The 25233-nt window shown below is 63.4% G+C and carries 25 protein-coding genes; 5 read left to right on the forward strand and 20 right to left on the reverse strand.

The genetic code is table 11. The features are described from left to right. The first annotated feature begins 5 nt into the window (after positions 1-5). A complete protein-coding gene (locus AWB72_RS07175; RefSeq protein WP_087128027.1) occupies positions 6-1136 on the forward strand; it encodes an SMP-30/gluconolactonase/LRE family protein in 1131 nt (376 codons plus the stop codon). Positions 1137-1283: 147 nt separating this feature from the next. On the opposite strand, the gene AWB72_RS07180 is transcribed toward AWB72_RS07175, so the two are convergent. The 6 genes from AWB72_RS07180 to AWB72_RS07205 all read right to left on the reverse strand — a co-directional run bounded on the left by AWB72_RS07180 (position 1284) and on the right by AWB72_RS07205 (position 6871). Beyond that, complete coding sequence (locus AWB72_RS07180) at positions 1284-2228, reverse strand: dihydrodipicolinate synthase family protein (protein ID WP_040049862.1); 945 nt, start codon at positions 2226-2228, stop codon at positions 1284-1286. Positions 2229-2388: 160 nt separating this feature from the next. Next, positions 2389-3156, reverse strand: a complete 768-nt coding sequence (locus tag AWB72_RS07185; RefSeq protein ID WP_052449802.1) for an AraC family transcriptional regulator — start codon at positions 3154-3156, stop codon at positions 2389-2391. Next, positions 3153-4439 carry an FAD-dependent oxidoreductase gene (locus AWB72_RS07190; protein ID WP_040049861.1) on the reverse strand — a complete coding sequence of 429 codons (1287 nt, stop codon included), beginning with the start codon at positions 4437-4439 and terminating at the stop codon, positions 3153-3155. Before AWB72_RS07190 ends, AWB72_RS07185 begins: the two co-directional genes overlap by 4 nt. Then, positions 4436-4705, reverse strand: coding sequence for a 2Fe-2S iron-sulfur cluster-binding protein (locus AWB72_RS07195; RefSeq protein WP_040049860.1), 270 nt, complete (start codon positions 4703-4705; stop codon positions 4436-4438). Before AWB72_RS07195 ends, AWB72_RS07190 begins: the two co-directional genes overlap by 4 nt. Next, entirely contained in the window at positions 4698-5915 is a 1218-nt protein-coding gene (locus AWB72_RS07200; RefSeq protein ID WP_052449813.1) for an NAD(P)/FAD-dependent oxidoreductase, read from the reverse strand. Before AWB72_RS07200 ends, AWB72_RS07195 begins: the two co-directional genes overlap by 8 nt. Beyond that, positions 5912-6871 carry a 4-hydroxyproline epimerase gene (locus AWB72_RS07205; protein ID WP_040049913.1) on the reverse strand — a complete coding sequence of 320 codons (960 nt, stop codon included), beginning with the start codon at positions 6869-6871 and terminating at the stop codon, positions 5912-5914. Before AWB72_RS07205 ends, AWB72_RS07200 begins: the two co-directional genes overlap by 4 nt. A gap of 348 nt (positions 6872-7219) precedes the next feature. On the opposite strand from AWB72_RS07205, the gene AWB72_RS07210 reads away from it, so the two are divergent. Further along, complete coding sequence (locus tag AWB72_RS07210) at positions 7220-8377, forward strand: branched-chain amino acid ABC transporter substrate-binding protein (protein ID WP_040049858.1); 1158 nt, start codon at positions 7220-7222, stop codon at positions 8375-8377. A 30-nt stretch (positions 8378-8407) separates the two neighbouring features. Here AWB72_RS07210 and AWB72_RS07215 read toward each other — a convergent pair whose 3' ends face one another. From AWB72_RS07215 to AWB72_RS07255, 9 genes are all read right to left on the reverse strand, one after another. Further along, the gene (locus AWB72_RS07215; protein WP_040049912.1) at positions 8408-9295 is read right to left on the reverse strand and encodes an isocitrate lyase/PEP mutase family protein; all 888 of its coding nucleotides are present in this window, start codon (positions 9293-9295) and stop codon (positions 8408-8410) included. Between the two features lie 16 nt (positions 9296-9311). After that, positions 9312-9929, reverse strand: a complete 618-nt coding sequence (gene leuD / locus AWB72_RS07220; RefSeq protein WP_040049857.1) for a 3-isopropylmalate dehydratase small subunit — start codon at positions 9927-9929, stop codon at positions 9312-9314. Further along, entirely contained in the window at positions 9926-11332 is a 1407-nt protein-coding gene (leuC, locus tag AWB72_RS07225) for a 3-isopropylmalate dehydratase large subunit (RefSeq protein ID WP_040049856.1), read from the reverse strand. Before leuC ends, leuD begins: the two co-directional genes overlap by 4 nt. Before the next feature lie 2 nt (positions 11333-11334). After that, complete coding sequence (locus tag AWB72_RS07230) at positions 11335-12111, reverse strand: ABC transporter permease (protein WP_040049855.1); 777 nt, start codon at positions 12109-12111, stop codon at positions 11335-11337. Next, entirely contained in the window at positions 12108-12866 is a 759-nt protein-coding gene (locus AWB72_RS07235) for an ABC transporter permease (protein ID WP_040049854.1), read from the reverse strand. The genes AWB72_RS07230 and AWB72_RS07235 overlap by 4 nt, the downstream gene beginning before the upstream one ends. Further along, on the reverse strand, positions 12863-13687 hold the full coding sequence (locus tag AWB72_RS07240) for an ABC transporter ATP-binding protein (RefSeq protein ID WP_244285542.1): 825 nt from the start codon (positions 13685-13687) through the stop codon (positions 12863-12865). Before AWB72_RS07240 ends, AWB72_RS07235 begins: the two co-directional genes overlap by 4 nt. 43 nt (positions 13688-13730) lie before the next feature. Then, on the reverse strand, positions 13731-14681 hold the full coding sequence (locus tag AWB72_RS07245; protein ID WP_244285543.1) for an ABC transporter substrate-binding protein: 951 nt from the start codon (positions 14679-14681) through the stop codon (positions 13731-13733). 279 nt (positions 14682-14960) lie between these two features. Then, positions 14961-15713 (reverse strand): GntR family transcriptional regulator, encoded by a 753-nt coding sequence (locus tag AWB72_RS07250; protein WP_084592794.1) that lies wholly within the window; start codon positions 15711-15713, stop codon positions 14961-14963. A 49-nt stretch (positions 15714-15762) separates the two neighbouring features. Continuing rightward, positions 15763-16638, reverse strand: coding sequence for a LysR family transcriptional regulator (locus AWB72_RS07255; protein ID WP_040049852.1), 876 nt, complete (start codon positions 16636-16638; stop codon positions 15763-15765). Positions 16639-16789: 151 nt separating this feature from the next. Here AWB72_RS07255 and AWB72_RS07260 point away from each other — a divergent pair, with 151 nt between their 5' ends. Then, positions 16790-17572 (forward strand): glutaredoxin domain-containing protein, encoded by a 783-nt coding sequence (locus AWB72_RS07260; RefSeq protein ID WP_040049851.1) that lies wholly within the window; start codon positions 16790-16792, stop codon positions 17570-17572. A 124-nt stretch (positions 17573-17696) separates the two neighbouring features. After that, on the forward strand, positions 17697-18392 hold the full coding sequence (locus tag AWB72_RS07265) for a GntR family transcriptional regulator (protein WP_052449812.1): 696 nt from the start codon (positions 17697-17699) through the stop codon (positions 18390-18392). A gap of 28 nt (positions 18393-18420) precedes the next feature. Here the strand turns inward: AWB72_RS07265 and AWB72_RS07270 are convergent, their stop codons facing one another. From AWB72_RS07270 to betC, 5 genes are all read right to left on the reverse strand, one after another. Beyond that, the gene (locus AWB72_RS07270; RefSeq protein ID WP_040049909.1) at positions 18421-19299 is read right to left on the reverse strand and encodes an isocitrate lyase/PEP mutase family protein; all 879 of its coding nucleotides are present in this window, start codon (positions 19297-19299) and stop codon (positions 18421-18423) included. Positions 19300-19319: 20 nt separating this feature from the next. Then, entirely contained in the window at positions 19320-20732 is a 1413-nt protein-coding gene (locus AWB72_RS07275; RefSeq protein ID WP_040049850.1) for an MFS transporter, read from the reverse strand. 55 nt (positions 20733-20787) lie between these two features. Next, positions 20788-21492 (reverse strand): GntR family transcriptional regulator, encoded by a 705-nt coding sequence (locus AWB72_RS07280; protein WP_040049849.1) that lies wholly within the window; start codon positions 21490-21492, stop codon positions 20788-20790. A 140-nt stretch (positions 21493-21632) separates the two neighbouring features. Continuing rightward, positions 21633-22583, reverse strand: coding sequence for a choline ABC transporter substrate-binding protein (locus tag AWB72_RS07285; RefSeq protein ID WP_040049848.1), 951 nt, complete (start codon positions 22581-22583; stop codon positions 21633-21635). 32 nt (positions 22584-22615) lie between these two features. Beyond that, on the reverse strand, positions 22616-24160 hold the full coding sequence (gene betC, locus AWB72_RS07290) for a choline-sulfatase (RefSeq protein ID WP_040049847.1): 1545 nt from the start codon (positions 24158-24160) through the stop codon (positions 22616-22618). A 129-nt stretch (positions 24161-24289) separates the two neighbouring features. On the opposite strand from betC, the gene AWB72_RS07295 reads away from it, so the two are divergent. Further along, a complete protein-coding gene (locus tag AWB72_RS07295; RefSeq protein WP_040049846.1) occupies positions 24290-25189 on the forward strand; it encodes a choline sulfate utilization transcriptional regulator in 900 nt (299 codons plus the stop codon). Positions 25190-25233: the final 44 nt, after the last annotated feature.

The following is a 25233-nucleotide window of genomic DNA, read 5'->3' on the forward strand; positions in this document are numbered from 1 at the left end:
TCATCATGACCCGATTCACGCCCGCATCCGCAGTAGTGGCGTTCACAATTCTAGCCAACGCATCCTTCGCCCAGGAGCAACCGAGTGCTTCGCCTGATACGGCGCGGCTGCAGCAAGTCGCCAGCTTCGAGCACCAGGTCACAGGAGTAACCGTTTCGACGGATGGGCGCATCTTTGTCAACTTCCCCCGGTGGACCGAAGATGCACCGATCTCTGTTGCGGAGGTGACCCGCGACGGCCAGATCAAACCTTACCCGGACGACGAGTGGAATTCATGGCGCAACGACAAGAAGAACCAGATGTCCGCCGGAGATCATTTCGTGTGCGTGCAAAGCGTCGTGACCGATGCGCACGGCGGTCTTTGGGTCGTTGATCCGGCCGCGCCGGCCACAGCATCGATTGTGGCGGGCGGCCCGAAGCTGGTGAGAATCGACCTCAAGGCGAACAAGGTGGCGCGCGTAATCCACTTCGACGAAACAGCAGCACCTCAGGGAAGCTATTTGAATGACGTGCGGTTTTCGCCAGATGGGCAGTATGCCTATCTGACCGATGCCGGGGCCAAGGGTGCGCTCCTCGTTGTGAATCTGCAGACCGGCAAGGCCAGGCGCGTGCTCGACGGCCACCCGAGCACGCAGCCGGAAAAGGACGTGGTGGTCACGACCGATGGACAGGCGTTGCGCCGACCTGACGGCCGTGGAGTCGAATTCGCCGCCGACAGCCTCGCGCTCTCCACCGATGGACGAACGCTCTATTGGAAAGCCCTCACCGGCCGCACGCTCTATCGCATCGCGACGAACGCCTTGCAGAACCCGCGTCTTTCAGAAAAGGACCTCGAAGCTCGTGTGGAGCGTGTCACCGAAACAGAGCCGACGGACGGCCTTTGGATCGACAAGCGTGGGCGGCTTTATTTGAGTGCTATCGAGCAGGACGCAGTGAAGGTCCGTGACGGGAATCGCATCACGACCCTCGTACACGACAAGCGGCTTCTCTGGCCCGATACGTTCTCGGAGGGACCCGATGGGACCGTCTATGTCACCAGTTCCCACATCCAGGACATGAGCTGGTTCAAGCCTGAGACCGGCCCGCGTCTCAAGACGCAGTTGTGGCGCATTGAACAGCCCGGAGCCCAACAATGACGCGCAGGACGGGATTTTTCTTTCCCTTAACAGCGCCGGACCCTTCAAGCCGAGATACATTTAGATGACAACGGCGGCCAAAAATCATCAAGCGCGAGGCGGCGTTTTCCTGGAATGCCCCGCCACCGCGCTTCATCGAGCAACGCCTCACGCACTGACTTCCTTCGACCATCCCGCATACCACTTTCGGAACAGATTGAATTGCGTTTCCGCATAGCGACGCTGCGCTTCGCTGAGCGCATCCGTTTCATTGAAGTGAAGCGTGTATTCCTTGTCGCCGTTGAGCACCATCAGATACTTGTAATACAGCACGAGATCCGTGCCTTCGTCGAACGATGAAAGCACCGCGAGCGCCGCTTCGAGTTCACGCGCCTGACGACGCGCGGTCACGTCTCCATCGCTGGCCTTGCGGCAAAGATCGACCAGATGCAAGACTTCGCGCGGCAACGCATTGCCGATACCGGTGATCGCGCCTCGCGCTCCGCAGTTCACGAAGCCGTGGAAGACCTGAGTGTCGACGCCCGCCATCAACGTGACGTTCTCGTCCTGACTCGTGATGTGCTCGGCTGCATAGCGCATATCCGCCGCACCGCCGAACTCCTTGAAGCCGATCAGGTTCGGGTACTTCGCACGCAGCTCGAAGAACAGGTCTGCACGCGTGGCAAAGCCGTAGTAAGGACTGTTATAGATGACTGCGGGCAGTGCGGGCGCCGCTTCGAGAATCGCGGAGAAATGGGCCTTTTGCGCGGCAGGCGAAGCACCGCGCGACAGCACGCGCGGAATCACCATCAGGCCGCTGGCACCGACCTTCGCCGCGTGCGCCGCATGCGATACGGCTTCCTTCGAATTCACCGCGCCCGTACCGACGATAGTCGGAACGCCGGCATCGACCAGACGCGCCACGCCTTCCTGACGCTGCGCTGCGCTCAGAAGCGGCCAGTCACCCATCGACCCGCAGTACACCACTGCGTTCATGCCGAGGCCGACCAGCTCGCGCCCCTTGGCGACGAGCGCGTCGTAGTCCGGCGCGCGTTCGGCCGTGCACGGCGTCATTAGCGCCGGAATGGTGCCCGTGAAGATGTTGTTGCCCATGTTGTTGCCCTCGACGTTCGGTGACTTCGATCTGTGAATTGAACTCGCCAATCATTCTGGCGATGCCCTGAAGTATCACAAGCCAAAAGCGTTACGGCTTGCGTCGATTCGCGGTGTCGCGTGACGAAATCGGCATAACGGCGCGACGTGCCCCGTTGCACTATCGCGCTTTGTCGGCGCGCACAAGCGTGCGATATTCACTGGGCGTCAAGCCGACCGTCGCCTTGAATTGCCGAGTGAATGCGCTGTGGTCGTTGTATCCGCATCGCGCGGCGATGTCGGTAATGCTGAGATCGCTCGCGAGCAATCGGGATGCTGCATCGAGCCGAGTCTTCAGCAGCATTTGACGCGGCGTGAGATGAAAGATCTTGTCGAAATAGCGCTCCATTTGCGCGACCGACATGTCGATGAGCGATGCGATATCCGCAAGCCTGATCGGCTGCGCGTAGTTGTCGTGGATATTCCTGGCCGCCACCGCCAGGCGATGATACGCAGGATGAGTGCCCTCGGCCGCACGCAAATCACGCGAAACGCCCGCGACGCCGAGCACGCGTCCTTCTGCGTCCTGCAACGGCAATTTCGACGTGAGGCACCATCCGGGTTCCCGCCCCGGATACAGATGAAGCTCGAGCTGATCGGTGAAGCGCGTGCGCGAATGCACGATGCTCCTGTCCTGAGCCGTATAAGCCTGCCCGAAGCGCGCCGGAAAGACTTCCTCGGCGGTCTTTCCGAGCAGCGTCGCCTTCTCTTTCATGCCGCAGCGCTTCGCAAGCGTGGTATTCACGATCACATATCGCGCGTTATCGTCCTTGACGAAGAAAACTACGTCGGGCATCGCATCGAAAAGCGGCTCGAGCAACGAGAAATGCGCCACCATGTGCTGCATGGATTGCGTTGCCGTGGCAGCAGGCAAGACGATGTCGATCATTGCGCGTGATCGGCGAGTGGCGACGGCTCAACCTCGAGCAGCGTTGCGATGCGCGCCGGCGCGAACGGCGGACGTTGCGCGCCCGTCTTCCAGTCGAAACAGAACGCAGCCGCTTCGCCGCAAACCTTTCCCTGGCAGGGTCCCATGCCGCAGCGCGTATGCAGCTTCGCGTCGCGCCACGAGCGATACTTCGACGCATCGCCGAAAGCGACGTCTTCGCATCGGCACAAGATGGTGTCGGGCGTGGCGAGCGTGCGAAGTGTCGCATTCAGAGCGAACGCTTCGTGCATGCGTCGCGCGAATTGCCGATAAGTCTCGCGCGACGCAAAAAGCGCCCGCGCGTGCTCGCGATCACCCGTCGCCGCGTGCGCGGCGATGCGGCCTTCGAGCGCGGAAAGCTCCATGCCGCCCACGCCCGTGCATTCGCCCGCAGCGTAGACGTCCGGCACGGAAGTGGCCTGCCATTCATCCACACGCAAGGCGATTCCGGACGGCGTCTCGACAATCTGGCAGCCAAGCGCGATGCCGATTTGCGCGTTCGGCACGAGCCCGTACGCGCAAGCGAGGCGATCGCAGTCGATACGCATCTCGCTTTCGCCATGACGCACGCGCACATGCGTAAGCTGCGTATCGCCGTACGCTTCCGCGACGTAAGCCCCGCGATAGTACGGCGTCGCGCGCAGATCGAAGCGCATGCCCGCTGCCTGAACGAGCTTCGCGGGCGTCTTCAGGAGACCGAAAGCGAAGTGCCGGACATTGCTCGCGGATGCCTGCTCGACGATAGCCGCGACATGCGCGCCCTGTTTGCGCGCCGTGATCGCCGCGGCCCAAAGCAGCGGCCCGGTGCCCGCAATCACGATACGCTGCCCCGCAACCGGCATGCCGCCCTTGATGAGCGCCTGCAAGCCGCCCGCGCCCGTCACGCCCGGCAATGTCCATCCGGGATACGGCAAGAAGCGCTCGCGCGCGCCTGTGGCCACGATCAGCTTGTCGTAGCCGACCTGATAGCCGCGCGCGGCGCCTTCAACGAGTAGCTTTTTATCGCCCAGGGAGTGCACCACGCGGGTGCCGCAAAGACGTGTGATGTTGGCGTGTCGAGAGAGCGCGTCGATGGCCGCGCGCGCCTCGCCTTTCGGCGCATGTTGCGGACCTTGCCGCCAGATTTGACCGCCGGGCAGCGCGTTATCGTCGATCACGCCGACCTTCACGCCCGCATCCGCCGCGACGCGTGCCGCATGCAGACCCGCCGGCCCCGCTCCGATAATCAGGATGTCGAACTTCATTTGATCGCTCTTCCCGTCTCGACCGACATGCCCTGCGCGCACAGCGTCTGACACGCGAGCCGATGCTGCACGCCATCGATCGTGACTCTGCATTCCTGGCATATTCCCATGCCGCATAACGGGCCGCGGGCTGCACCGCTGACCGAGCGCCGCGTGACGACATCCGCGCCGCCCGCGGCAAGCGCCACTGCCGCCAGCACCGAACTGCCGCTTGCCACGCTCAAGGCGCGTCCATCGATGTGAACCGTCAACGATTGCTCAGACATGCGCGGTTCCTTTGCTCACGCCATCGACCACGCGGCTCGTCTGGAATCGCGACGGCAGATACGGCGTCGCGTCGATCGGCAACTGAGACGACGCGCCCGTCATTTGCGCCGCGATGAGCTTCGCGGTCGCGAGCGCCGTCGTCACGCCGAGGCCTTCGTGCCCCGTCGCGATCCATGCCGGAACGCGGGCCGCATCGTCGTCGACAAAATGCGCCGCCGGGCCGATGAGCGGCAGGCCATCCACCGTCGCGGGCCGAAAGCCCGTCCACGCGCGGATCGCGTTGAGGCGGGGAAGCCTGGGAAGATACTCGCTCGCGCGCCGAAGCATGCGCGCCATGATCTCGGGTTCGATGGAGGAATCGACGTTGTCGAACTGGCGAGACGAGCCGATCAACAATTGCCCCGTCGGACGCGGCTGCACGTTGAACGCAACCGACGTGCCGCTCGCGTTATGCGCGCTCTTGATATAGCCCAGTTCGAGGATCTGATGCCGGATGGTGCCCGGATAGCGATCCGTGATGAGCAGATGCCCCTTCTTCGCCTGCATCGGCAATGCGGGCATCAAGTCGATGGCTTGCAAGCCGTTCGCGATGAGCACCGCGCCCGCCGCGATGGCTTCGCCGTTGTCGAGCACGACGCCTTCGCGCGTCAATTGCGCCACCGATGCGCCGAGCCGGCACGTCACGCGGCCTTCGCCCGGCTCCGCAGCCGACGCGTCCGCGATCAGCCACGCGGCGGCGGACGGCGCGTAGACGACGGCGTCGTCGGGCACGATCATGCCGCCCCGAAAGCCATCGCGAAGTTCGGACTCGGCTTCGCGCAACTGCTGCGCATCGAGCATGTCGCACGCGATGCCCTGGCGCGCGAGTGAATCGCGACGCTCACGCGCGAGGTCGAACTCTTCGTCGTCGGCGGCGACCCAAAGCGTGCCGCAACGCACGAAGTCCTGACGCTTGTCGAGACGCGGCGCGAGATCGAGCCACAACTGACGCGACCACGACGACAGCGCGAATTCAGCGGGCGTATCGTCCATCACGACGACGTGGCCCATGCCCGCCGCCGTCACGCCCCCCCCGATTCCCGCGCGATCGAGCACGAGCACATCCAGCCCGTTGCGCGCGAGCTCACGCGCGCACGCCGCGCCGACGATGCCCGCGCCGATCACGATCACATCGGGGCAAGCGCGTCCCGGGGCGGCACTCGCTTTCACGTGCGGATGCCCCACGCGAACGGGTCGTCGCTCGAGAAGACGAGCTTCGCTTCGGCATTCACGTGCGCGGTTCCGCGAATGCTCGGCCGCACGCGTCCCGCCGCGTGATCGCCGATGCTTTCATAACGCGCCTCGAACACGCTGCCGACGATGCTTTCCTGCCGCCAGAGCGCGCCCGGCGCGAGCAGGCCATCGGCGGCGAGGCAGGCGACTTTCGCGCTCGTGCCCGTTCCGCACGGCGAGCGGTCGTACGCCTTGCCGGGGCACAGCACGAAGTTGCGGCTATCGACATTGGGCGTGGTCGAATCGGCGAATAGTTCGATATGGTCGATGAGCGCGCCGCCCTCGCCCGTTATGCCGTTCGCTTCGAGCGCTTCGCGGATCGCCCAGGCGGTCGCGGTCAGCAATTCGACGCGCGCGAAGTCCAGCGCCTGACCGTGATCGGACACGAGAAAGAACCAGTTGCCGCCCCACGCGATATCGCCGTGCACGCGCCCGAGATTCGGCACGTCGAGCGGCACTTGCGTACGGTAACGATACGCGGGAACGTTGTGCACGGTCACGCTGAGATCGCTGTGCAGTTCGGCTTCCACGATACCGACGGGCGTTTCTATCCGGTGCACGCCGGGCTGCATGCGCCCGAGATGCGCGAGCGAAACGACGAGCCCGATCGTGCCGTGACCGCACATGCCGAGAAAGCCCACGTTATTGAAGAAGATCACGCCCGCCGAGCACGATGGATCGTGCGGTTCGCACAAGAGCGCGCCGACCATCACGTCCGAGCCGCGCGGCTCGTTGACGATGCCCGCACGCAAGCGATCGTAGTCGCGGCGAAAGATTTCGAGGCGTTCGGAGAGCGGTCCGCGACCGAGATCGGGGCCGCCCGCGATGACGAGTCGAGTCGGCTCACCGCCGGTATGCGAGTCGACGACTTCGATGTGTGTGAGTGTGTTCATGGGGCAATGGTAAGCGGCCGCATCGCCAGCGTCTTGGCCGAACGCACCTGCGCGAATGATGAAATCGGCATAGCGTCGTCTGAGAAAGCGCGCTAGTGCGCGACGCATAAGGTCACCGGTAAAAACCCGACTAGTCAAAGACGCATACCGTCGCCGGCCTTGAATGCCGCGCGACTATGCGGATTTCTGCATCGCCGCTGTTTATTTCCCGCAAGACGCGGCGATGTCCGGCTTCGTATATTTGTGCGCCACGTGCCCGAAGACGTGCCGATAAAACCGGGAAACGTCTACACCGGTTCGAGTTTCACCACTACGACACACGATCAAACCAAAGAGGATGCCTGAGAAATGAAAGTCGCCACTTCGTACGTATCGGCCGCGCTGGTTGCGTGCTCGACCTTTGCCAGTGCATCGTACGCGCTCGCTGCATCGGCATCGCCGCAAAACGTTCAGATCGGTTTCGCGGCGCCGCTCACCGGCGGCCAGGCGCACTATGGCGCGGATTTTCGAAGCGGCGTCGAGCTCGCGATTGCAGACATGAATGCGACGAAGCCGGTTATCGGCGGTCAGCCCGTGCAGTTCGTGCTCAACGCACAGGACGATCAGGCCGATCCGCGCACGGGCACCACGGTCGCGCAAAAGCTCGTGGACGACGGCGTGGTCGCGGTCATCGGCCATTACAACTCGGGCACCAGCATTCCGGCCGCGCCGATCTACGCGAAGGCGGGCATCCCCGAAGTCGCGATGGCAACCGCGCCTTCCTACACGCGCCTCGGTTTGCCGACGACGTTCCGCCTGCTGACATCGGACACGCAATTGGGCAGCGTGCTCGGCGAGTATGTCGCGAAGGGTCTCAAGTTCAAGCGGCTCGCCATCGTCGATGACCGCACCGCGTACGGACAAGGCGTCGCCGAAGAGTTCGCGAAGGCGGCGAAGGCGGCGGGCGCGACCATCGTCGATCAGGAATACACGACGGACAAGGCGGTCGATTTCCGCGCGATTCTCACGAAGATCAAGTCCGCCGATGTGGATGCGGTCTTCTACGGCGGCGCCGATACGCAAGCCGCCCCGATGCTCAAGCAAATGCGCTCGCTGGCGATCAAGGCGGTGCTGATCGGCCCGGACATGCTGCAGTCCGAGAATCTGATCAAGATCGCGGGCGGAGCGGCTGAAGGCACGCTGGCGGCATCGGAGGGAAGTCCGCTTGCGCAGATGCCGGGCGGCAGCGCGTTCGCCGAGCACTACAAGGCGCACTTCAGCAAGCCAGTGGAACTGTACGCGCCTTATGCATACGACGGCACCATGGCCGTGTTCAACGCGATGAAGAAAGCGGATTCCACCGATCCGCGCGTGTTCCTCACGGCGCTCAAGAGCACGAACATGAAGGGCGTGACCACGAGCGAGCTGTCGTACGACAATTACGGCGACCTGAAATACGGCGGGGTGACGGTGTACAAGGTCGCGAACGGGAAGTGGGTGCCGTTGCAGACCGTGGGCACGAAGTAAGCGGCACGGGGTGGCCGCGCGCTTTGGCAGCTACCCCTGCTTCGCCTGAACGCCGGCAAATCGCTTCTCGACATCGACCGCTTGATCCAGCCCGACGAAGCGGTTGTATTCCTCGAAAGGCGTCAGCCTGTCGGCGATGGCATCGGTCGAGCCTTCGCGCATGAACACGGTCATCATGTCCTTCACGGCCTTGTGCATCGCAAGCATCGGCTCGATGGGACTCAACGTGTACGCAAAGCCCATTTCATAGGCCTCTTTCATCGACACGTACGGGCTTTTTCCGGTGCGCGCCTGATTGAAGAGAATCGGCTTGCCGAGCGGCTTCAGACGCCGCGTCAGTTCGCGCATACGCTCGATGCTTTCGGGCGCATCGGCATAGAGACCGTCCGCGCCCGCCTCCGCATACGCTTCGAGCCGCGCGATGGCATCGTCGATGCCCGTCACCGCAATCGCATCGGTGCGCGCGACGATAAAGAAATCCGGATCGCGGCGCGCATCGATCATCGCGCGCAGCTTCAACACCATCTCTTCCTTCGAGACGAGCTGTTTACCCGCGTAATGGCCGCACTTCTTCGGCAACGCCTGATCCTCGAGATGCAGCACGGATGCGCCCGCCTCTTCCCAAAGACGCATCGTGCGCTGCACATCGAGGATGCCGCCGTAGCCCGTATCGGCGTCGGCGAAAACCGGCACCGACGTCACGCGGCAGATGCGGCGGATATGCTCGAACATCTCCGTCTGCGAGAGCACGCCGACGTCCGGCTGTCCCGCGACGACGCCCGATGCGACGAAGCCCGACACATAGATGGCCTTCGCGCCGGCCTGCTCGGCGAGCATCGCGGTGATGGCGTCATGCGCACCCATGCAGACGAACGGCCCTTCGTTGAACAACTCGCGAAAGCGTGCGGAACGGGTCAAGATGAGTCTCCGGATATCAGTCAAGGTAAGCCCAGCCGCGCGCCTTTCGATCGCTCGCGCGAAACTGCGCGATGCGCTCGCTGAGCCTGCGTGTCTGGTCGATCTCGTCGAGTCCTTCGAGCAGCGCCTCGCGCGGCGCTTCGTCGAAGTCGAAGGGAATCGCATCGAGTCCCGGCACGCGGATTTCGAGCGCGCGCAGATCGACTTCGATGCTCGCGCCATCGCGCGATATGTCCGCGATTCGCTGAATAGCCGATGCATCCAGCCGCACGGGCAGCAAGCCGTTCTGCAGACAGTTGTTGTAGAAGATATCGCCGAACGACGGCGCGATCACGCAGCGTATGCCCGCTTCCTCCAGCGCCCAAACGGCCATTTCGCGCGAACTGCCGCAGCCGAAGTTCTTGCCGCCGAGAACGATGCACGCATGACGAAACGCTGGCCGGTTCAACACGAAGTCTTCACGCTCGCCGCTCGACGGACCATCGCCGCGATAACGCAGCGTCTCCAGCAGATAAGGCCCGAGCTGCCCGCGCACGAGTTGCGAAATGCGTTCGATGCGGATGATCAGATCGGTATCGATGTTATCGCGCAGCAGCGGCGCGGCCGGTCCCGTTATCGTCGTGACGGCTTTCATTGCGATGCCCCCGCTTGCGGCGCGGCGATATGCCCGGCGAGCGCGCTTGCCGCCGCGACCGCGGGACTCGCGAGATGCGTGCGCGCGCCCGGCCCTTGTCTGCCGATGAAATTGCGATTCGACGTCGATACGCAACGCTCGCCGCGCCCGACGATATCGCCGTTCGCGCCGACGCACATCGAGCAGCCCGGCTCGCGCCACTCGAAGCCCGCCGCGCGAAAGATCGCGTCGAGCCCTTCTGCCTGCGCCTGACGCGCGACCGTGAGCGAGCCGGGCACGACCCACGCCTTCACGTTGCGCGCGACATGCCTGCCATCGACGATGCTCGCCGCCACGCGCAAGTCCTCGATCCGGCTATTCGTGCACGAGCCGATGAACACGCGATCCACGGCAAGCTCATCGAGGCGTTGTCCCGCGCGCACGCCCATGTAGTCGATCGCGTTCTGCGCGGCCTCGCGACGCGATTCGTCCGCGAGCGCGGCGGGGTCGGGGATCGTCTCGTCGAGTGCGATGACGTGTTCCGGGCTCGTGCCCCAGGTGACCTGCACGCGGATCTCGGAAGCATCGATCACGACTTCGCGATCGAAGTGCGCGCCGTCGTCCGTGGCGAGCGCTTGCCAGCCGTCGAGCGCGGCATCGAATGCGGCGCCTTGCGGTGCGTACTGCTTGCCACGCAGATAAGCGAACGTGGTCTCGTCCGGCGCGACGAGCCCGAACTTCGCGCCGAGTTCGATGCTCAGGTTGCACAGCGTCAGGCGCGCTTCCATCGACAAGGCTTCGACCGCTTCGCCCGCATATTCCACCGCGTACCCCGTCCCGCCCGCCGCGCCGATCTTGCCGATCACATAGAGGATCATGTCCTTCGCGCTGACGCCTTCGCGCACCCGGCCATCGAACAGCACGCGCATCGTCTTCGGCCGCTTCTGCCGGATGGTCTGCGTCGCGAGCACATGCACCACTTCCGTCGAGCCGATGCCGAACGCCAGTGCGCCCATCGCGCCGTGCGTGCAGGTATGGCTATCCGCGCAGACGATCGACGTGCCCGGCAGCGAGAGACCAAGCTCCGGCCCGATCACATGCACGATGCCTTGCCGTCCTTCATTGCCGATATCGAAGATCGGAATGGCGTGATGCGTCATCTGCGCGCGCATGGCTTCGACCATCTCGGTGCTCCACGCTGCGTCGCCTGCGCGACGGCCCGGCATCGTCGAGATGACATGATCGAGCGTGGCGAACGTGAGCGACGGACTGTCCACGTTCAGGCCGCGCCGCTCCAGCACGCGCATCGCTTCCACGCCCGTGAGTTCGTGCATCAGATGGCGGTCCACCTGCAACAGGTCGATGCCGCCCGCGAGGTGCGCGATCGTGTGACTGTCCCACAGCTTGTCGAAGAGCGTTTTCATGTTCAGTCGGTATGCGTGAGACGACGCTGCCATGCGAGGAACAGCAGATTGACGAGCGTCGCGAAGACGAACAGCATCAGCGCGAGCGCCATGATGGTGCTGGTTTCGTTGCGGTTCATCGCCATCATCAGCAATCGTCCGATGCCGCTTTGCGACGCGAACATCTCGCCGATCAGCGTGCCGAGCAGCGTCAGCGAAAAGCCGATGCGCAGGCCCGCGACCACTTCCGGCACGCACGCGGGCAACAGTACGTGACGCGCGAACTCCGTCGGATTCATGCGATACGTCCGCGCCGCGCGTGCATAGATAGGCGGCATGTTGCGGACCGCGTTCATCGTGAAGAGCGTGATCGGCACGATGCCGTGCATCACGCCGAACACGATCTTCGCCCACAAACCCAGCCCGCAGGCGAGCAGCACGACGGGATAGAGCGTGACCTTCGGGATCGAATAGAAGCCCATCATCAACGGCTCCATGACGTCGCCCGCCATGCGCCGCGCGCCGAGCAGAAGGCCGAGGCATACGCCCGCCACCGCCGATATCGCGAATGCCGATACGAATGCCAGCGAGGTCACGTAGAGGCTCGCGGGAAAGTCCGCATCGCTCACGATGTGTATCGCGCGCTGCACGGTATGCGCGGGCGTGGTCAGCACATCGGGGCCGAGCAGTTCGCTCGCGCCCTGCCATAGCGCAACGAGCACGACGACGAGAACGAGCGAGTCCATCCATCGCCGCGCATGTCGCGGCTTCGTCGCATGCGTGACGACGACGGTGCTCATGCCGCCTCCCTTCTGATGCGCCGGTACAGGCGCCGTTCCGCCTGCCGCAGCACGCCGTTGATCGTGGTGACGAAGACGAGCATCAGGACCATGAGGCCGTACATCGTCGGATTGTCGAATGCGTTGTAGGCGAACGCGATCTGATAGCCGAAGCCCGAGCCGGACAACACGAACTCGCCCGCGACGACCGCGATGAACGCATACACCACGGTGAGCTTGATGCCCGTGAAGACGAACGGCAGGCTCGCGGGCAGCGTGATGAGCCGTATTTCATCGAACGTGCTGAGACGGCACACGCGCGCGGTGCGCAACAGCACGCGCGGCACGCGTTCGAGGCCGTTGAGCGTGTTCACCGCCATCGCGACGACCGCGAACAGAAAGCCGATGCCGACGAGCGGCCAGCGATTCAGCCCGAAGATCACGATGAGAATCGGATACAGCACGAACACCGGCACCGCGTAATACGACAGCAGCAGCGGATCGAGCACGCGGCGCAGTCGCGGCAGCCTGAAGAGCAGCACGCCGCCGATAAAGCCGACCACCACGGCCAGCGCCACCGCAAGCAGGGCGCTGCTGAGCGTCTGCACGATATCGACCGTGTATTGCCCCGACGTGAGAATGTCCCACGCGCTCACCGCCATGCGCGAAGGCGGTATGAACGATACAGGGTTGATCCACGCGAGCCGCGCCGCTATTTCCAGCAGCGCGACCGCCGCGACGACGAGCCCGATGCGCCACCACGCGGCGCGGTTCACGGCCTGCTCCCGAGCGCTTTCATCGCTTCCTCGCGCAACAGGCCCCACACTTGCGCGGTCAGTTCGCCGAAGCGCGGATCGAGCGCGATCTTGCTGTCGCGCAGTCGCGACCAGCCGGTGTCGATCGTCGCGATGAAGCGGCCCGGACACGCCGACATCACACCGATGCGATCCGACAGCAGCACCGCTTCATCGATCGAATGCGTGATGAGCAGCACGGTCGCGCCCGTATCACGCCAGAGCTTGAGCGTCTCGTCGCCCATTAGGAGACGCGTTTGCTGATCGAGTGCGCCGAACGGTTCGTCGAGCAGCATGAGACGCGGACGCACGACCATCGCGCGTGCGATGCAAACACGCTGACGCATGCCGCCGGAAAGCTGCGCGGGATAAGCACGCGAGAAAGACTTCAAACCCATGAACGACAACGCATGATCCACGCGCTCCCGCACTTCGTTTTCAGGCACGCCCGCGCGCCGTGCCGCGAACGCGGCGTTGTCGAACACATTGAGCCACGGAAAGCTCGCGTCTTCCTGAAACACCACCGCCACGCCGTCCGGCACCTCGCGTCCCACGAGTTTCCCTTCGAACTCGACCGTGCCGCCGCTCGCGGGATTGAGGCCCGCGAGCACGTCTAGCAAGGTGGATTTGCCGCATCCGGACGGGCCGACGACCGAAAAGAATTCGCCCGCGCGCAGCTCGAGACTCACGGGTCCGAGCGCGTGAAACGGAGGCTTGGTCGATGTGCCCGGGTAGATGCGCGTGACATCGGTCAGGCGCGCCTGGACGCGTTCGGCGTCGTCCGCCGTGGTATCGCGAGACACGACCGATATCTTGGTGCGACGTGGCAGCACGCTCATTGCGCCCTCACTTCTTCGTTTGCAGATCGGCGGGCAGAAGCGATTCGTCGACGATCTTCGACCAGTCGAACGGACCATCGGGAATCGCCTTCACAAGTATCAATCCCTTCAGCACTTCGTCCATGCTCTTGCGGTCGAAGCTGCCTTCGCTCCAGTACTTCGGATCGGAATCGAGCACGTTGTTCAGCGCCGATGTGGCCACGGCCGGATCCATCTTGTACTGCTTCGCGAGGATCTGCGCGGACTCGTCGCGATGCGCGGCCATGTACTGCACGGCCTTGCGGCGCGCCTTGATAATGCCCTTGATGACATCGGGATGAGCCTTCAGATAATCGGTGCGCACGATGCCGACCGTTTGCGTTTCATTGGGCACGATATCCATCGAGCGGAACGCAATGCGCAACTGATCCTTCTTCGCGCTGTACGAAGGCTCGGTCATGTAGGCCACATCGACCGCGCCCTGCTGCAACGAAGTCAGCATGCCGCTCGAACTGCCGACCGGTTTGCGCTGCACTTGTCCCGTCAATCCCGCACGGTCGAGGCCGATGGTGGAGATGGTATCGGTCGTCGACTTCGGGCTGCTATAGCCCATTGTCTTGCCTTTCATCTGCTGGATGCTGTTGATCGTGCCTTTCTTCAGTTCTACCCAGTAGACATCGGCCAGGCTTTGCACGCCGCCATGCACGATGGTCAGATCGACGCCCTGCTTCACCGCAGAGATCGCCGCAGGCAAGGCCACTTCGCCATAAGGAATCTCGGACGCCATCGCGTTTCGCACGGTCGTGCCGCCGCCTTCCGACGTGATGAAGCCCGTCACGTCGACGCCCTCTTCCTTGAAGAAGCCCTTCTCCATCGCGACGGCGAACGGCACGCCATACATGCCGTCGCCCCAGTGCGTGACGGTGAGCGGCGCGGCGAGCGCGGCGGTGCTGCATAGGGACGCAGCAGTGAAGGACAACAAACAGACACTGCGAGCGGCACGAACGATCTTTCCAAGCGCAAACATGTAGGCGTCTCCATCCATGATCGGCGGTCTTGCACGCTGTCGCAATGCGGCCGCACTGTGGTTTTCGAACCTGCTCTGGACGTTGCTCTTCTGCGTGAGCGTTGCGCATGACGGCATCGCTCGCACGGCTGTATCGTTTAACCGTGCGAGTTAATGTATGCATTAAATCGGCGAAAGTCCATCTTCATGGAGGGCGTACTTACCCTTCCCAAACCTGGCCCGACTCTTGTTTCAGGCGCGCTCTATGCCGTATTGCTGCAGCACCGCAGTCTGGTCCCGCCATCCGCGTTCGCGGTGCGCGCGATACAGATCAGCCGCTTTTGCCGCATCGCCGTCACGCAGTGCGTCGATGATCGCGTAGTGCTCCTGTATCGACTTCAACGGCTGCGGATGCGCCTTGACCATCTGCGTGAAGCGCCGCACGCGCTGCACCTGATCGCGGCAGTTCATGACGATGCCGCGCAGCCGCGCATTGCCGCTCAATGCAACGAGCGTCTCGTGAAAGACTTCGTCGGCGGCGGCCCAGGCGAGCATGTCGCCGCGTTCGAACGCATCGGACATGGTTTCGCATGCGTGAACGAGCGGCGAAAGATCCACGTCGGCCTTCGACGCAACGAGTCCCGCCGCCGTCGATTCGAGGCTGAGCAGCACTTGATAGATGTGCCGGATATCGGAGATGGAAGTGGGCACGATGCGAATGCCATGACGCGGCACGATCTGCACGAGGCCTTCGCCTTGCAGACGCAGCGCAGCTTCGCGAATGGGCGTGCGGCTGAAACCGAGCATGAGTCCCAGCTCCTGTTCGAGCAGATAGGAGCCTGGCGTCAGTTCGCTTTCGATGATCCGGCGGCGCAGCTCGCGATAGGCAAGCTCGGTCGTATTGCGTCGCGCGGGGCGCGCGCTATCGACAGGATGATCGTTCGATATCACCTCGACGCGGCGTTTCGATGTCTCTGGCGTGACGTTATTGCGTGACGCGGCCATGCTCGCACTCCCGATCGAATCATCACTGTGCGCCGATGGTAGCACCGCATCATGCCCCCGTGAGATGCTCCACGAGCCTTCTGCATGCTTCGGGCAACGCAGCGAGCGAGCGCACGCCGATGAGCAGTTCACGCGCGGCCCACGCGTCCGTCAACGCGACGACGGCCAGCCCATGTTGTCTCGCGACCGCTTCGGGCATGACGCCGAGACCGAGTCCCGCTTCGATCATCAGGCATTGCGCGTCGTAGCTCGACACCTGAATGCGCACGCGCACCGAACGCCCGAACGCGTTCGCCGCACGCGTGAGCGACTGGCTGATCGCGGTATCGGAGGGCAAGGCGACGAACTCTTCGTCGAGCGCATCGGCGAAAGCGATCGATTGCGCATGCGCGAGCGCATGACCCGGCGGCGTCGCGAGCACGAGATCGTCGGTGCGGTAGGGCATCGTGTGGATCGCATAGCCGTGAGGCACGGCGGTGAACACGCCGATATCGGCCGCGTTGTCCGCGACCGCGCGCACCACTTGCGCGCTCGGCTTTTCATCGAGCTGAATGCGCACGTTGGGATGGCGCGCGGCAAACGACTGGATATCGCGCGGCAGAAACTGCACGATCGACGATACGTTCGCCGCGATCCGCACGATGCCGCTCGTGCCGCTGGCGAAGTCGCGCATCTGCACGGCGATATCGTCGAATTGATGCAACGCACGATGCGCCAATGCGGCAAGCCGTTCGCCGGCTTCTGTCGGTTCGACGCCTTTATTCGTGCGCCGCAACAGCGCAACACCGAACATCGCTTCGACCTCGCTCATCCGCCGGCTGACCGCCGCAGCCGCGATATGTTCGCGCTGCGCGGCGGCGGCGATCGTGCCGGCATCGACGACAGCGAGAAACAGTCTGAGCGAAAGCGGATCGATCGGCGGCATGGTGACTGATTCAATCGGAAGATAGGCCGCAGTGTACTGAAAGAACGCTCGTCATCGCATACGGCGATGACGGCATGACGAAGCGTTTCTTTTCCGCAGCCATCGGTTCGCTGAAAATGCCCTGAATCAAGGCCTTTTCGAAGGAATCGACATGAACGAAGCCGCGACCCAAGCCCCGACTTCCGCACGCATCCGCGTATTCTGGCAGCCCGGATGCTCGTCCTGCCTGCGCACGAAAGAGTTCCTCACGCGCCAAGGCATCGAATTCGAATCGATCGACGTTCACAACGATCCTGAAGGCCGTGCCGCGCTCGCGGCACTCGGTGCGCGCAGCGTGCCCGTGGTCGCGCTCGGATCTAAGTACACGTTCTGCCAGTCGATCAACGACGTGATCCGCTTCCTCGATCTCAAGACGAAGCCCACGCCGCCGCTGCCGCCCGAAGCACTCGTTCGCCGGCTCGCGTTCGTGCTCGAAGCCAATGCGCGCTATACGCGGCAGTTCTCCGCCGACTTTTTCCGTGAGCCGTTTCGCAATCGCAATCGCACGCCTGCGGGCCTCAGCTTCCATGTATTCCGCGTGGCGGAGATGGGCGTGCAGGCGGCGCATCAGATCGAATTGCGCTTCGAAGGCTTCGACGAAGCGCCGCCGCCCGAATGGCAAGCCGAGGACATCGCGCGCTGGGGCGAAAGCGTCCGCGCGAAACTGCTCGACTGGTGGGAACACGAAAGCGATCGCTCGCTTTCATACGACGTGCCGACTTACTATGGCCGCCGCTCGATGCACGAAGTGCTCGAACGCACCGCATGGCATAGCGCGCAACACACGCGGCAAGTGATGCTGATGCTCGAAAGCGACGGCGCGACGGTGGATCGTCCGTTGACAGCCGGCGATCTCGAAGGCTTGCCGCTCCCCGATGAAGTCTGGGATAGGTGAAGACCCGTACGCTAACGCATACATTGAACGATACGCCGCTTTTGTTTTCCTATAATGAAGGCATTCCGTCTGCGATCAGACATATCGTCCGTGCATCGACGGCACCGTTTGGGGAATGCCCGACATGGCTCCAGCCCGACCCGCCGAAGCCTTGGCAAAGCCGCGCGAAAAATCGACCGACACGGTCTATCAGACATTGCGCGAGCGGATACTCAGCAACGAGCTGCGGCCCGGCACGCAAATACTGGAACAGGAACTCGTGCAGTTGTTCGGCGTAAGCCGCACGCCGGTGCGCGAAGCGCTCATACGGCTGCAGAACGAGCACCTCGTGCAGATCATCCCGCGTCATGGCATGCGCGTGCGCAATGTCTCGATGGCGGACATCGAGGAAGTCTTTCATGTGCAGACGAGTCTCGAAGCCACCGCCGCCGCAGCCGCAGCCGCGCGCAAGCCGGGCGCAAGAGACTTGAAAGCGCTTGAAAAGGCATGCGCGGAGATGGAGCGCGCGTTCGCGAAACAGGACCGCGAGACATGGTATGTCCAGCATGAGGCGTTCTATGCGCGCCTCGTCGAGTTGAGCGATAACCCGCGTCTCGTGCAGATCGTCGGTGAATGCTCCGATCAGGTTCGACGCGTGCGCGAACTGACCCTGCGACTGATCGATCTCGATCCGGCGCAGACGCAAGCCTTGCGCGCGATCGCCGATGCACTGCGCAAAGGCGATGCGTCTGCCGCGCAAGCGCTCTGCCGCGAGGATCGCGCGCGCACGCTGCATGCGCAAATCGCGGCGCTTCAGCGTTTCCGCATTCTCGACGTGTGACTTCGCGCGCATCCGGCGATGGCACGGCTCAATCCGCATGCGCGCGGTCGAACGCCCAGACGTCCGGAAAACCCATCAGCTCGCACATGCCCGAGAACGAATACATCGCGCCTGAAGCGCCTTCCGTGCCCTTCTGCGCGAGTATTTCGCCATACACATCCTTGAGCGCCTTCGCGACCGCCAGGAACCCCGAAGCCGGATAAATCGCCAGCGCGAACCCGAGGCGCTGCAATTCAGCCGGCGGCAACTGCGGCGTTCTTCCGCCTTCGACGACATTCACGAGCAGCGGCATGTCGAACGCGCGCCCGATCTTCTCCAGTTCCTCGACGCTCTCCGGCGACTCGATGAACAGCACATCCGCGCCCGCCTTCGCATAGGCTTCGCCGCGACGCAGCGCTTCGTCGAGCCCGAGCGACGTCCGCGCATCCGTTCTCGCGATGATCTGGAAATTCGCGTCGCTTCGGCTTTCCGCCGCGACCTTGATCTTGCGCACCATGTCTTCGGCCGGAATCACGCGACGCCCCGGCGTATGGCCGCATTTCTTCGGGAACTCCTGATCTTCGAGCTGAATGCCCGCCGCGCCGGCCTGCTCGTAGCCGCGCACCGTATGCGCGACGTTCAGCAGGCCGCCGTAGCCGGTATCGCCGTCGCAGATCATCGGCGTCTTCGTGCCGCCGCAAAACGCCGCGACGCGATTCACCATGTCGCTATAGGTCGCGATGCCCGCATCGGGCAAGCCGAGATGCGACGCGACCGTGCCGAAGCCCGTCATGTAGAGGCAATCGAAGCCCATCGAGTCGGCCATCTTCGCGGAAATCATGTCGAAGATGCCGGGCGCGGTGACGATCTCCTTGCGCGCGAACCGCGCTTTCAACGCCTGACGCTTGTCCTGATGCGAAACGCTCATGTCCATGTCCCCTAAAAGTTTCAACGATGCGATTCCCGCGCCATTCCCGATACCGCGCGCGCGTCGTCGCCATCGAGCGAAGGCGCGATCTCTTCCAGCGAGCGCTTGTTCGTCTCGATGCCGAACACGGCCAGCACGACGGCCATCACGACGAGCGTGCCGATGATCATCGAGAGCACGTCCTTCACGCCGCCCGCCGCGTACATCACGACGACGAGCTGCGGCGCGAAGATGCCGGTGATGCGCCCCGCGCAACCCGCGATGCCGTTGCCGCGCATCCGGTTCTCGGTGGCGAACAGCTCCGGCACATACGTGGCGACGCCGAGCGCGACCATCAGATACGTGAGCGTGAAGAGCAGGAAGCCGAGCAGCGTGGCCATCGCGACGCCGGTGGAATGCCCGTACAGCCAGCCGATCACCGCAGCCAGAATCGAGACCGCGATCAATCCGTTCTTGCGCCCCACTTTGTCCGCGATGAGCACGCCGACGAGCGCGCCCGCCGGTCCGCCGAGCGACATCAGCGTCGTATAGCCGAGCGAGGACGCCATGCCGATGCCCTGCTTCATCAGGAACGTCGGCACCCACACGATGAAGCCGTAGATCACCATGTTGATCGCGATCTGCACGATGATCGCGACGAACGTGCGGCGAATCTGCGAAGGCGAGAAGAGTTCGAGCAGCGTGGTCTTTTTCGTGACGGTGCGCGGCGCATCGTCGATGGGCGGCAGCGGCGCGGTCTTCGCCGATTCCGCTTCGGCATCGCGCAGGATCGCATCGGCTTCGGCGTAACGGCCTTTCGATTCGAGCCAGCGCGGCGACTCCGGCATCTTCTTGCGGATGAACCACACGACCATCGCGCCGACGCCGACGATCGCGAACATCGCGCGCCAGCCAATCGACGGAATGATCAGATAGCCGATGAACGTCGAGAAAAACAGTGCGGAATTGGTGATGAGCGACAGATACGCCGACCATTTGCCGCGCACGGCGGGCGGCATGAACTCGCCGACCGAGCCGTAACCGACGACGATCTCCGCGCCCAGTCCGAGTCCCATGAAGAAGCGGCAGACGATGAGCCACGTCATGTCAGGCGCGAACGCGCCCGCAATCGACGCGAGACCGAACACGGCGAGATTGAACTGATACGTGAACTTGCGGCCCTTCGCGTCGCCGAGCACGCCCGCCGTGAACGCGCCGATCAACATGCCGATGAACGTCGACGAGAGAAAAGCCGCGTTCAGCTGCATCGTCGACCAGCCGGTCTTCGCGAGCGCGCCGAGCACGCCGCCCGCGAGATAGATATCGAAGGAATCGAGAAACATGCCCGCGCCGATCAGCCACAGCACGCGCTTGTGAAAGCCCGAGATGGGTAACCGGTCGAGCCTGGGCCCTGCGCTTACGGTGCTAATCGTCGTGCTATCGGTGCTCAGCATGTCGTGTCTCCTGTCGACATTTCGTGATGCTGTTGCAACTCGAACCGCGGACTGCCTACGACGCGGAATGCTCTCTGTCGTAGCGGTCGAGCACCGCCTTTTCGGCGGCGAGAATATGGCAGCGCGTGACGGCTTCCGCCCATGCGGCGTTGCGCTGTTCGAGCGCGAGAACCATTTCGAAATGCTGGCGCGCGCTGCGTTCGCGATCTTCGTCGCTGTACGTGTCGAAGGTCCACTTGATGAGCGGCGTTTCCTTCATCGACCGCAGCGAGCGGTCGAGGCGCGCATTGTTCGCGGCGGCGGTGATGATCGCGTGGAATTCACCGTTCGCGGTGAACCACGCTTCGCAGGCTTCGGGCGTCGATGGATGGCGGGTGATCGCGAGCATCGCATCGGCGAGCGCTTTCAGGCGCGCGATATCCCCGGCGCCGATGGACAGCGCCGCGCGCCCCGCGAGATACGGCTCGACGAGCAGCCGCGCTTCGAAGATCTCGCGCGCGTCCTGCAAGGTCCACGCCTTCACGCGCACGCCGTAGTTCGGGCGCGTTTCGACCCAGCCCTCGGCATCGAGCCGCCGCAGCGCTTCGCGCACGGGCGTGCGGCTCACGCCGAGACTTTTCGCGAGCTGTTCCTCGCGCAGGTATTGACCCGCGCCGTACTGGCCGCTCGCGAGCGCGTCCTTGATCGAGAGATAGACGTCGTCGGCCGAACGCGCGGATTCGGCGGGGATTGTATGCAAAGCCTGTTGTGATCGCGCCATTGCGGCCCCGTTTGTGACGACTGACGGGAACATTGTATGCAAAGCGCGGCCAATGGAACGTGGGGATTTCCCGAGTGAGCGCTTACTTTGCGGCTCGGCATGGAGTCGGGGCGCGATCCGTTCGCGCCCCGTCGCCTTTTCTACTTCACGCTGAGCGCGCTTTCGACGGCTTCGAGTCCGTTGCCGCCGTTCGCGGTAGTCACCCCATCGAGCCATGTCTTCAACAGCTCGGGGTGACGCTTGAGCGCGTCGGTGGCAGCCGTGTCGATCTTCTGCTTCTTGTCGAGCACGTCGGAGATGACGCCGTTTTCCAGATCGACGTTGAACGCCATCTGCTTGAAGAGACGCCCGACGTTCGGACATTGCTGCTCGTAGCCGCTGCGCGCCACCGTATTCACCGTCGCGCCGCCGTAGTGGGGACCGAAGTATTTGTCCCCGCCATCGAGATAAACGAGCTTGAATTTCGTGTTCATCAGATGCGGCTCCCACGCGAGAAACACGATGAACTTCTTGTCGCGTATCGCGCGCTCCACTTGCGTCAACATTGCCGTTTCGCTCGATTCGACGAGCTTCCAGTCGCCGAGACCGAACGCCTTCTCCTCCACCATCTTCTTGATGTTCTGATTGGCGGGCGCGCCGGGTTCGATGCCGTAGATGCGGTGGTCGAACTTGTCCGCGTTCTTCTGCAGATCCGCGAACGAATGCACGCCCGCTGCCGCCGCATAGTCCGGCACCGCGAGCGTGAACTTCGCCTGGGACAAGTTAGGCCGCACCACGTCGATCGATTTCTCTTCGACGAACGGTTTCACGAGCGGCGCCTGTGCAGGCATCCAGTTGCCGAGAAAGACATCGATCTGCCCTTTCTTCAAACCCTGATACGTGATCGGCACCGACAGGTTGGCGACCTCCTGCCTGTAGCCGAGCGCCTTCAGCACGACGCCGCTCATCGCATTCGTCGCGTCGATATCGGTCCACCCCGGACCGGCCATGTGGACCTGCGTGCACGACTGCGGATCGGCGGCGGCGAGCGCGTGCGATGCCGTGCAAGCAAGCGCGACGCGGAAAAACGCACGCAATAGGGCTTTTTTCATCTGGTTTCCTCTCGATGTGTGCGGGTTCATGTTCAGCGGCTTCCCTGGCCGATGGCGGGAAAGCGGGCCATCGCTTCAAGATCGTCGAGATCGATGTGATTGCGCATGTAGCGCTGGCTCGCATCGACGTGAGGCTGCCAGTCCCATGACTGGATCGTGCCGAGCGTGGTCGTAGCGAAGTGGAAATGGCGGCGGCGCTGGCTCTTGAGCACATCGCGATGCAGCGCGTCCAGATTCCAGCGACGCGCGACGTCCTCGCGAAACTGCGCGACCAACGCGCGATGCCGTTCGTCGTTCGCGAGATTCTTGCGCTCGAACGGATCGGCGTCGAGGTTGTAGAGCTGGTCGGGATCGGCTTTCGTGTGGATGAACTTGTAGGCGCCGCGCCGGATCATGACGATGGGTGCGATCGCGCCCTCCGCGAGATATTCGCCGATGGCTTCGTCATGGCCGCCCGTCTGCGCGAGGTGCGGCATGAGACTGCGCCCGTCGATGGCGTCGGGCCAATCCTGCGGCAAGTTTCCACGCGCGATCTCGACGAGCGTCGGCAAGACATCGAGATGAGAGACCGACTCTTCCACGCGATGCGCCGCGAACCGCCCCGGCCGGTGCACGATCAGCGGCACGCGGCAGCCGCCTTCGAAGAACGTCATCTTGTACCAGAGGTTGCGCTCGCCGAGCATCTCGCCGTGGTCGGAGGTGACGATGATCGTCGTATCGTCCGCGAGTCCGGCCTCCTCCAGCGCTTCCAGGATCATGCCGAACTGGTCGTCCACATAGGACACCGCTCCGTAGTAAGCCCGGCGCGCGTTGCGAATCTGCTGGTCCGTGGGCGGCGTGCGATCGGCTTCGTACACTTGGCGCAGACGCTTGGAATGCGGATCGCTGGCTTCGAACGAGTCGCGATGAGCAGGCATGTCCACGTCTTCGTCGCGATACATGTCCCAGTATTTTCGCGGTATCGCATAAGGGTCGTGCGGATGCGTCAGCGACGCGACCATCATGAAAGGCCGCGCATCCTTGCCCGCCTGACGCTCGCGCACGATGTCGAAAAGCTTCTGGCGGACCGTGAAGGTCACTTCGTCGTCGAAGTCGAGCTGGTTGGTGCGCACGCACGGACCTGCATCGATGACGGAACTCATGTTGTGATACCACGACGGGCGCGCTTCGAAGTTCCCCCAGTCGGGTGTCCAGCCGAAATCCGCCGGATAGATATCCGTGGTGAGACGTTCCTCGAAGCCGTGCAACTGATCCGCGCCGCAGAAATGCATCTTTCCGGACAAGATAGTGCGATAGCCCTCCGCACGCAGATAATGCGCGAAGGTCAGCGTCTCGGACGGAAACTCGGCGGCGTTGTCATACGCGCCGATGTTCGACGGCAACTTCCCCGCGAGAAGGGAAAAGCGCGACGGCGCGCACAGTGGACTCGCACAGTAAGCCGATTCGAAGACCACGCCGTCGCGCGCGAGCGCATCGATATGCGGCGTCTTCGTGACCCGATTGCCGTATGCGGCGAGCGCGAAGGGCGTCAATTGATCGGCCATCAAAACAAGGATATTTTGTTTCAGTTCAGGCATTGAGCAAGCCTCGAATAGAATCGGAAGCGGCGCACCGCGCGCGCCGTGGTGGTCGGTTCAACGCCACTATTGCCGTTCCAATATCGCCTGGGAAGACGCCATTTCGTTATGCGCCTATAAGGAGCCGTTATGCCGCGACAAGATCGCCTGCCGCCCATGCAGGCGCTGCTGATGTTCGAATCCGCCGCGCGGCTCGCGAGCTTCACGGCGGCCGCGCGCGAACTCGGCTCGACGCAGCCCGCGGTCAGTCAGCGCGTCGTGCAACTGGAGGAATCGCTCGGGACGGCGCTCTTCAAACGCGGGCATCGCGGGGTATCGTTGACGGAAGACGGCGCGCTTCTTTTCGATGCGGTGCGCCAAAGCCTCGATCTGGTCCGGCAGGCCACGGGCGAGATTCGCTCGCGCCACACGCAGCGCACGCTCACGTTGTCGACGGACTTCGGCTTCGCCACCTACTGGCTCATGCCGCGCCTGCCGCAATTCAAGGCGCTGATGCCGGATGTCGATGTCCGGATCGTCACGTCGCAGCAGATGCCGAGTGCTTCGGGCGAGCTTGCGGATGTCGTCGTCGTGTTCGGCGACATGGACGGCGACTGGGGATCGCGCCGCGCCGTGAAGCTGTTCCCCGAGCGTGTCACGCCCGTGTGCAGCCCTGGCTTCGCGGCCACGCACGACACGTCGGATCTTTCGAAGCTGCCGCTCCTGCATGTCGAGCGCACGCAGCCCGAGCGATGGCTGTCATGGAACGCCTGGTTCGATGCGCACGGACAGGTCGCCCCGCCCACGCACGGCGCATTCACGTTCAACAGCTACGCGCTCGTGGCGCATGCCGCCGTGATGGGTCAGGGCGTCGCGCTCGGCTGGTCGCCGCTCATCGACGAACTCGTTGCGACCGGCCAGCTCGTCGCGCTTTGCGATACGCCGCTCGTCACCGATCGCGGATACGTGCTGCTCACGCGCCGCGAGCAATCGACGGCCGTGCGCGCGTTCCAGGATTGGTTGCTCGACGAGTGCGACGCAATCGTCTGACGGGTCGATTCACTCGCCTTCGTGTGAACGCGTCGCGCGACCCG

Origin of the sequence: Caballeronia concitans (genome assembly GCF_001544615.1) — a bacterium.
Lineage (GTDB): Bacteria > Pseudomonadota > Gammaproteobacteria > Burkholderiales > Burkholderiaceae > Caballeronia > Caballeronia concitans.

Excerpts from the sequence above, each read along its gene's own strand:
- AWB72_RS07175 (WP_087128027.1), top strand. The coding sequence starts at position 6 with ATGACCCGATTCACGCCCGCATCCGCAGTAGTGGCGTTCACAATTCTA.
- AWB72_RS07180 (WP_040049862.1), bottom strand. The coding sequence starts at position 2,228 with ATGGGCAACAACATCTTCACGGGCACCATTCCGGCGCTAATGACGCCG.
- AWB72_RS07185 (WP_052449802.1), bottom strand. The coding sequence starts at position 3,156 with ATGATCGACATCGTCTTGCCTGCTGCCACGGCAACGCAATCCATGCAG.
- AWB72_RS07190 (WP_040049861.1), bottom strand. The coding sequence starts at position 4,439 with ATGAAGTTCGACATCCTGATTATCGGAGCGGGGCCGGCGGGTCTGCAT.
- AWB72_RS07195 (WP_040049860.1), bottom strand. The coding sequence starts at position 4,705 with ATGTCTGAGCAATCGTTGACGGTTCACATCGATGGACGCGCCTTGAGC.
- AWB72_RS07205 (WP_040049913.1), bottom strand. The coding sequence starts at position 6,871 with ATGAACACACTCACACACATCGAAGTCGTCGACTCGCATACCGGCGGT.
- AWB72_RS07210 (WP_040049858.1), top strand. The coding sequence starts at position 7,220 with ATGAAAGTCGCCACTTCGTACGTATCGGCCGCGCTGGTTGCGTGCTCG.
- leuD (WP_040049857.1), bottom strand. The coding sequence starts at position 9,929 with ATGAAAGCCGTCACGACGATAACGGGACCGGCCGCGCCGCTGCTGCGC.
- leuC (WP_040049856.1), bottom strand. The coding sequence starts at position 11,332 with ATGAAAACGCTCTTCGACAAGCTGTGGGACAGTCACACGATCGCGCAC.
- AWB72_RS07230 (WP_040049855.1), bottom strand. The coding sequence starts at position 12,111 with ATGAGCACCGTCGTCGTCACGCATGCGACGAAGCCGCGACATGCGCGG.
- AWB72_RS07250 (WP_084592794.1), bottom strand. The coding sequence starts at position 15,713 with ATGGCCGCGTCACGCAATAACGTCACGCCAGAGACATCGAAACGCCGC.
- AWB72_RS07255 (WP_040049852.1), bottom strand. The coding sequence starts at position 16,638 with ATGCCGCCGATCGATCCGCTTTCGCTCAGACTGTTTCTCGCTGTCGTC.
- AWB72_RS07260 (WP_040049851.1), top strand. The coding sequence starts at position 16,790 with ATGAACGAAGCCGCGACCCAAGCCCCGACTTCCGCACGCATCCGCGTA.
- AWB72_RS07265 (WP_052449812.1), top strand. The coding sequence starts at position 17,697 with ATGGCTCCAGCCCGACCCGCCGAAGCCTTGGCAAAGCCGCGCGAAAAA.
- AWB72_RS07270 (WP_040049909.1), bottom strand. The coding sequence starts at position 19,299 with ATGAGCGTTTCGCATCAGGACAAGCGTCAGGCGTTGAAAGCGCGGTTC.
- AWB72_RS07275 (WP_040049850.1), bottom strand. The coding sequence starts at position 20,732 with ATGCTGAGCACCGATAGCACGACGATTAGCACCGTAAGCGCAGGGCCC.
- AWB72_RS07280 (WP_040049849.1), bottom strand. The coding sequence starts at position 21,492 with ATGGCGCGATCACAACAGGCTTTGCATACAATCCCCGCCGAATCCGCG.
- AWB72_RS07285 (WP_040049848.1), bottom strand. The coding sequence starts at position 22,583 with ATGAAAAAAGCCCTATTGCGTGCGTTTTTCCGCGTCGCGCTTGCTTGC.
- betC (WP_040049847.1), bottom strand. The coding sequence starts at position 24,160 with ATGCCTGAACTGAAACAAAATATCCTTGTTTTGATGGCCGATCAATTG.
- AWB72_RS07295 (WP_040049846.1), top strand. The coding sequence starts at position 24,290 with ATGCCGCGACAAGATCGCCTGCCGCCCATGCAGGCGCTGCTGATGTTC.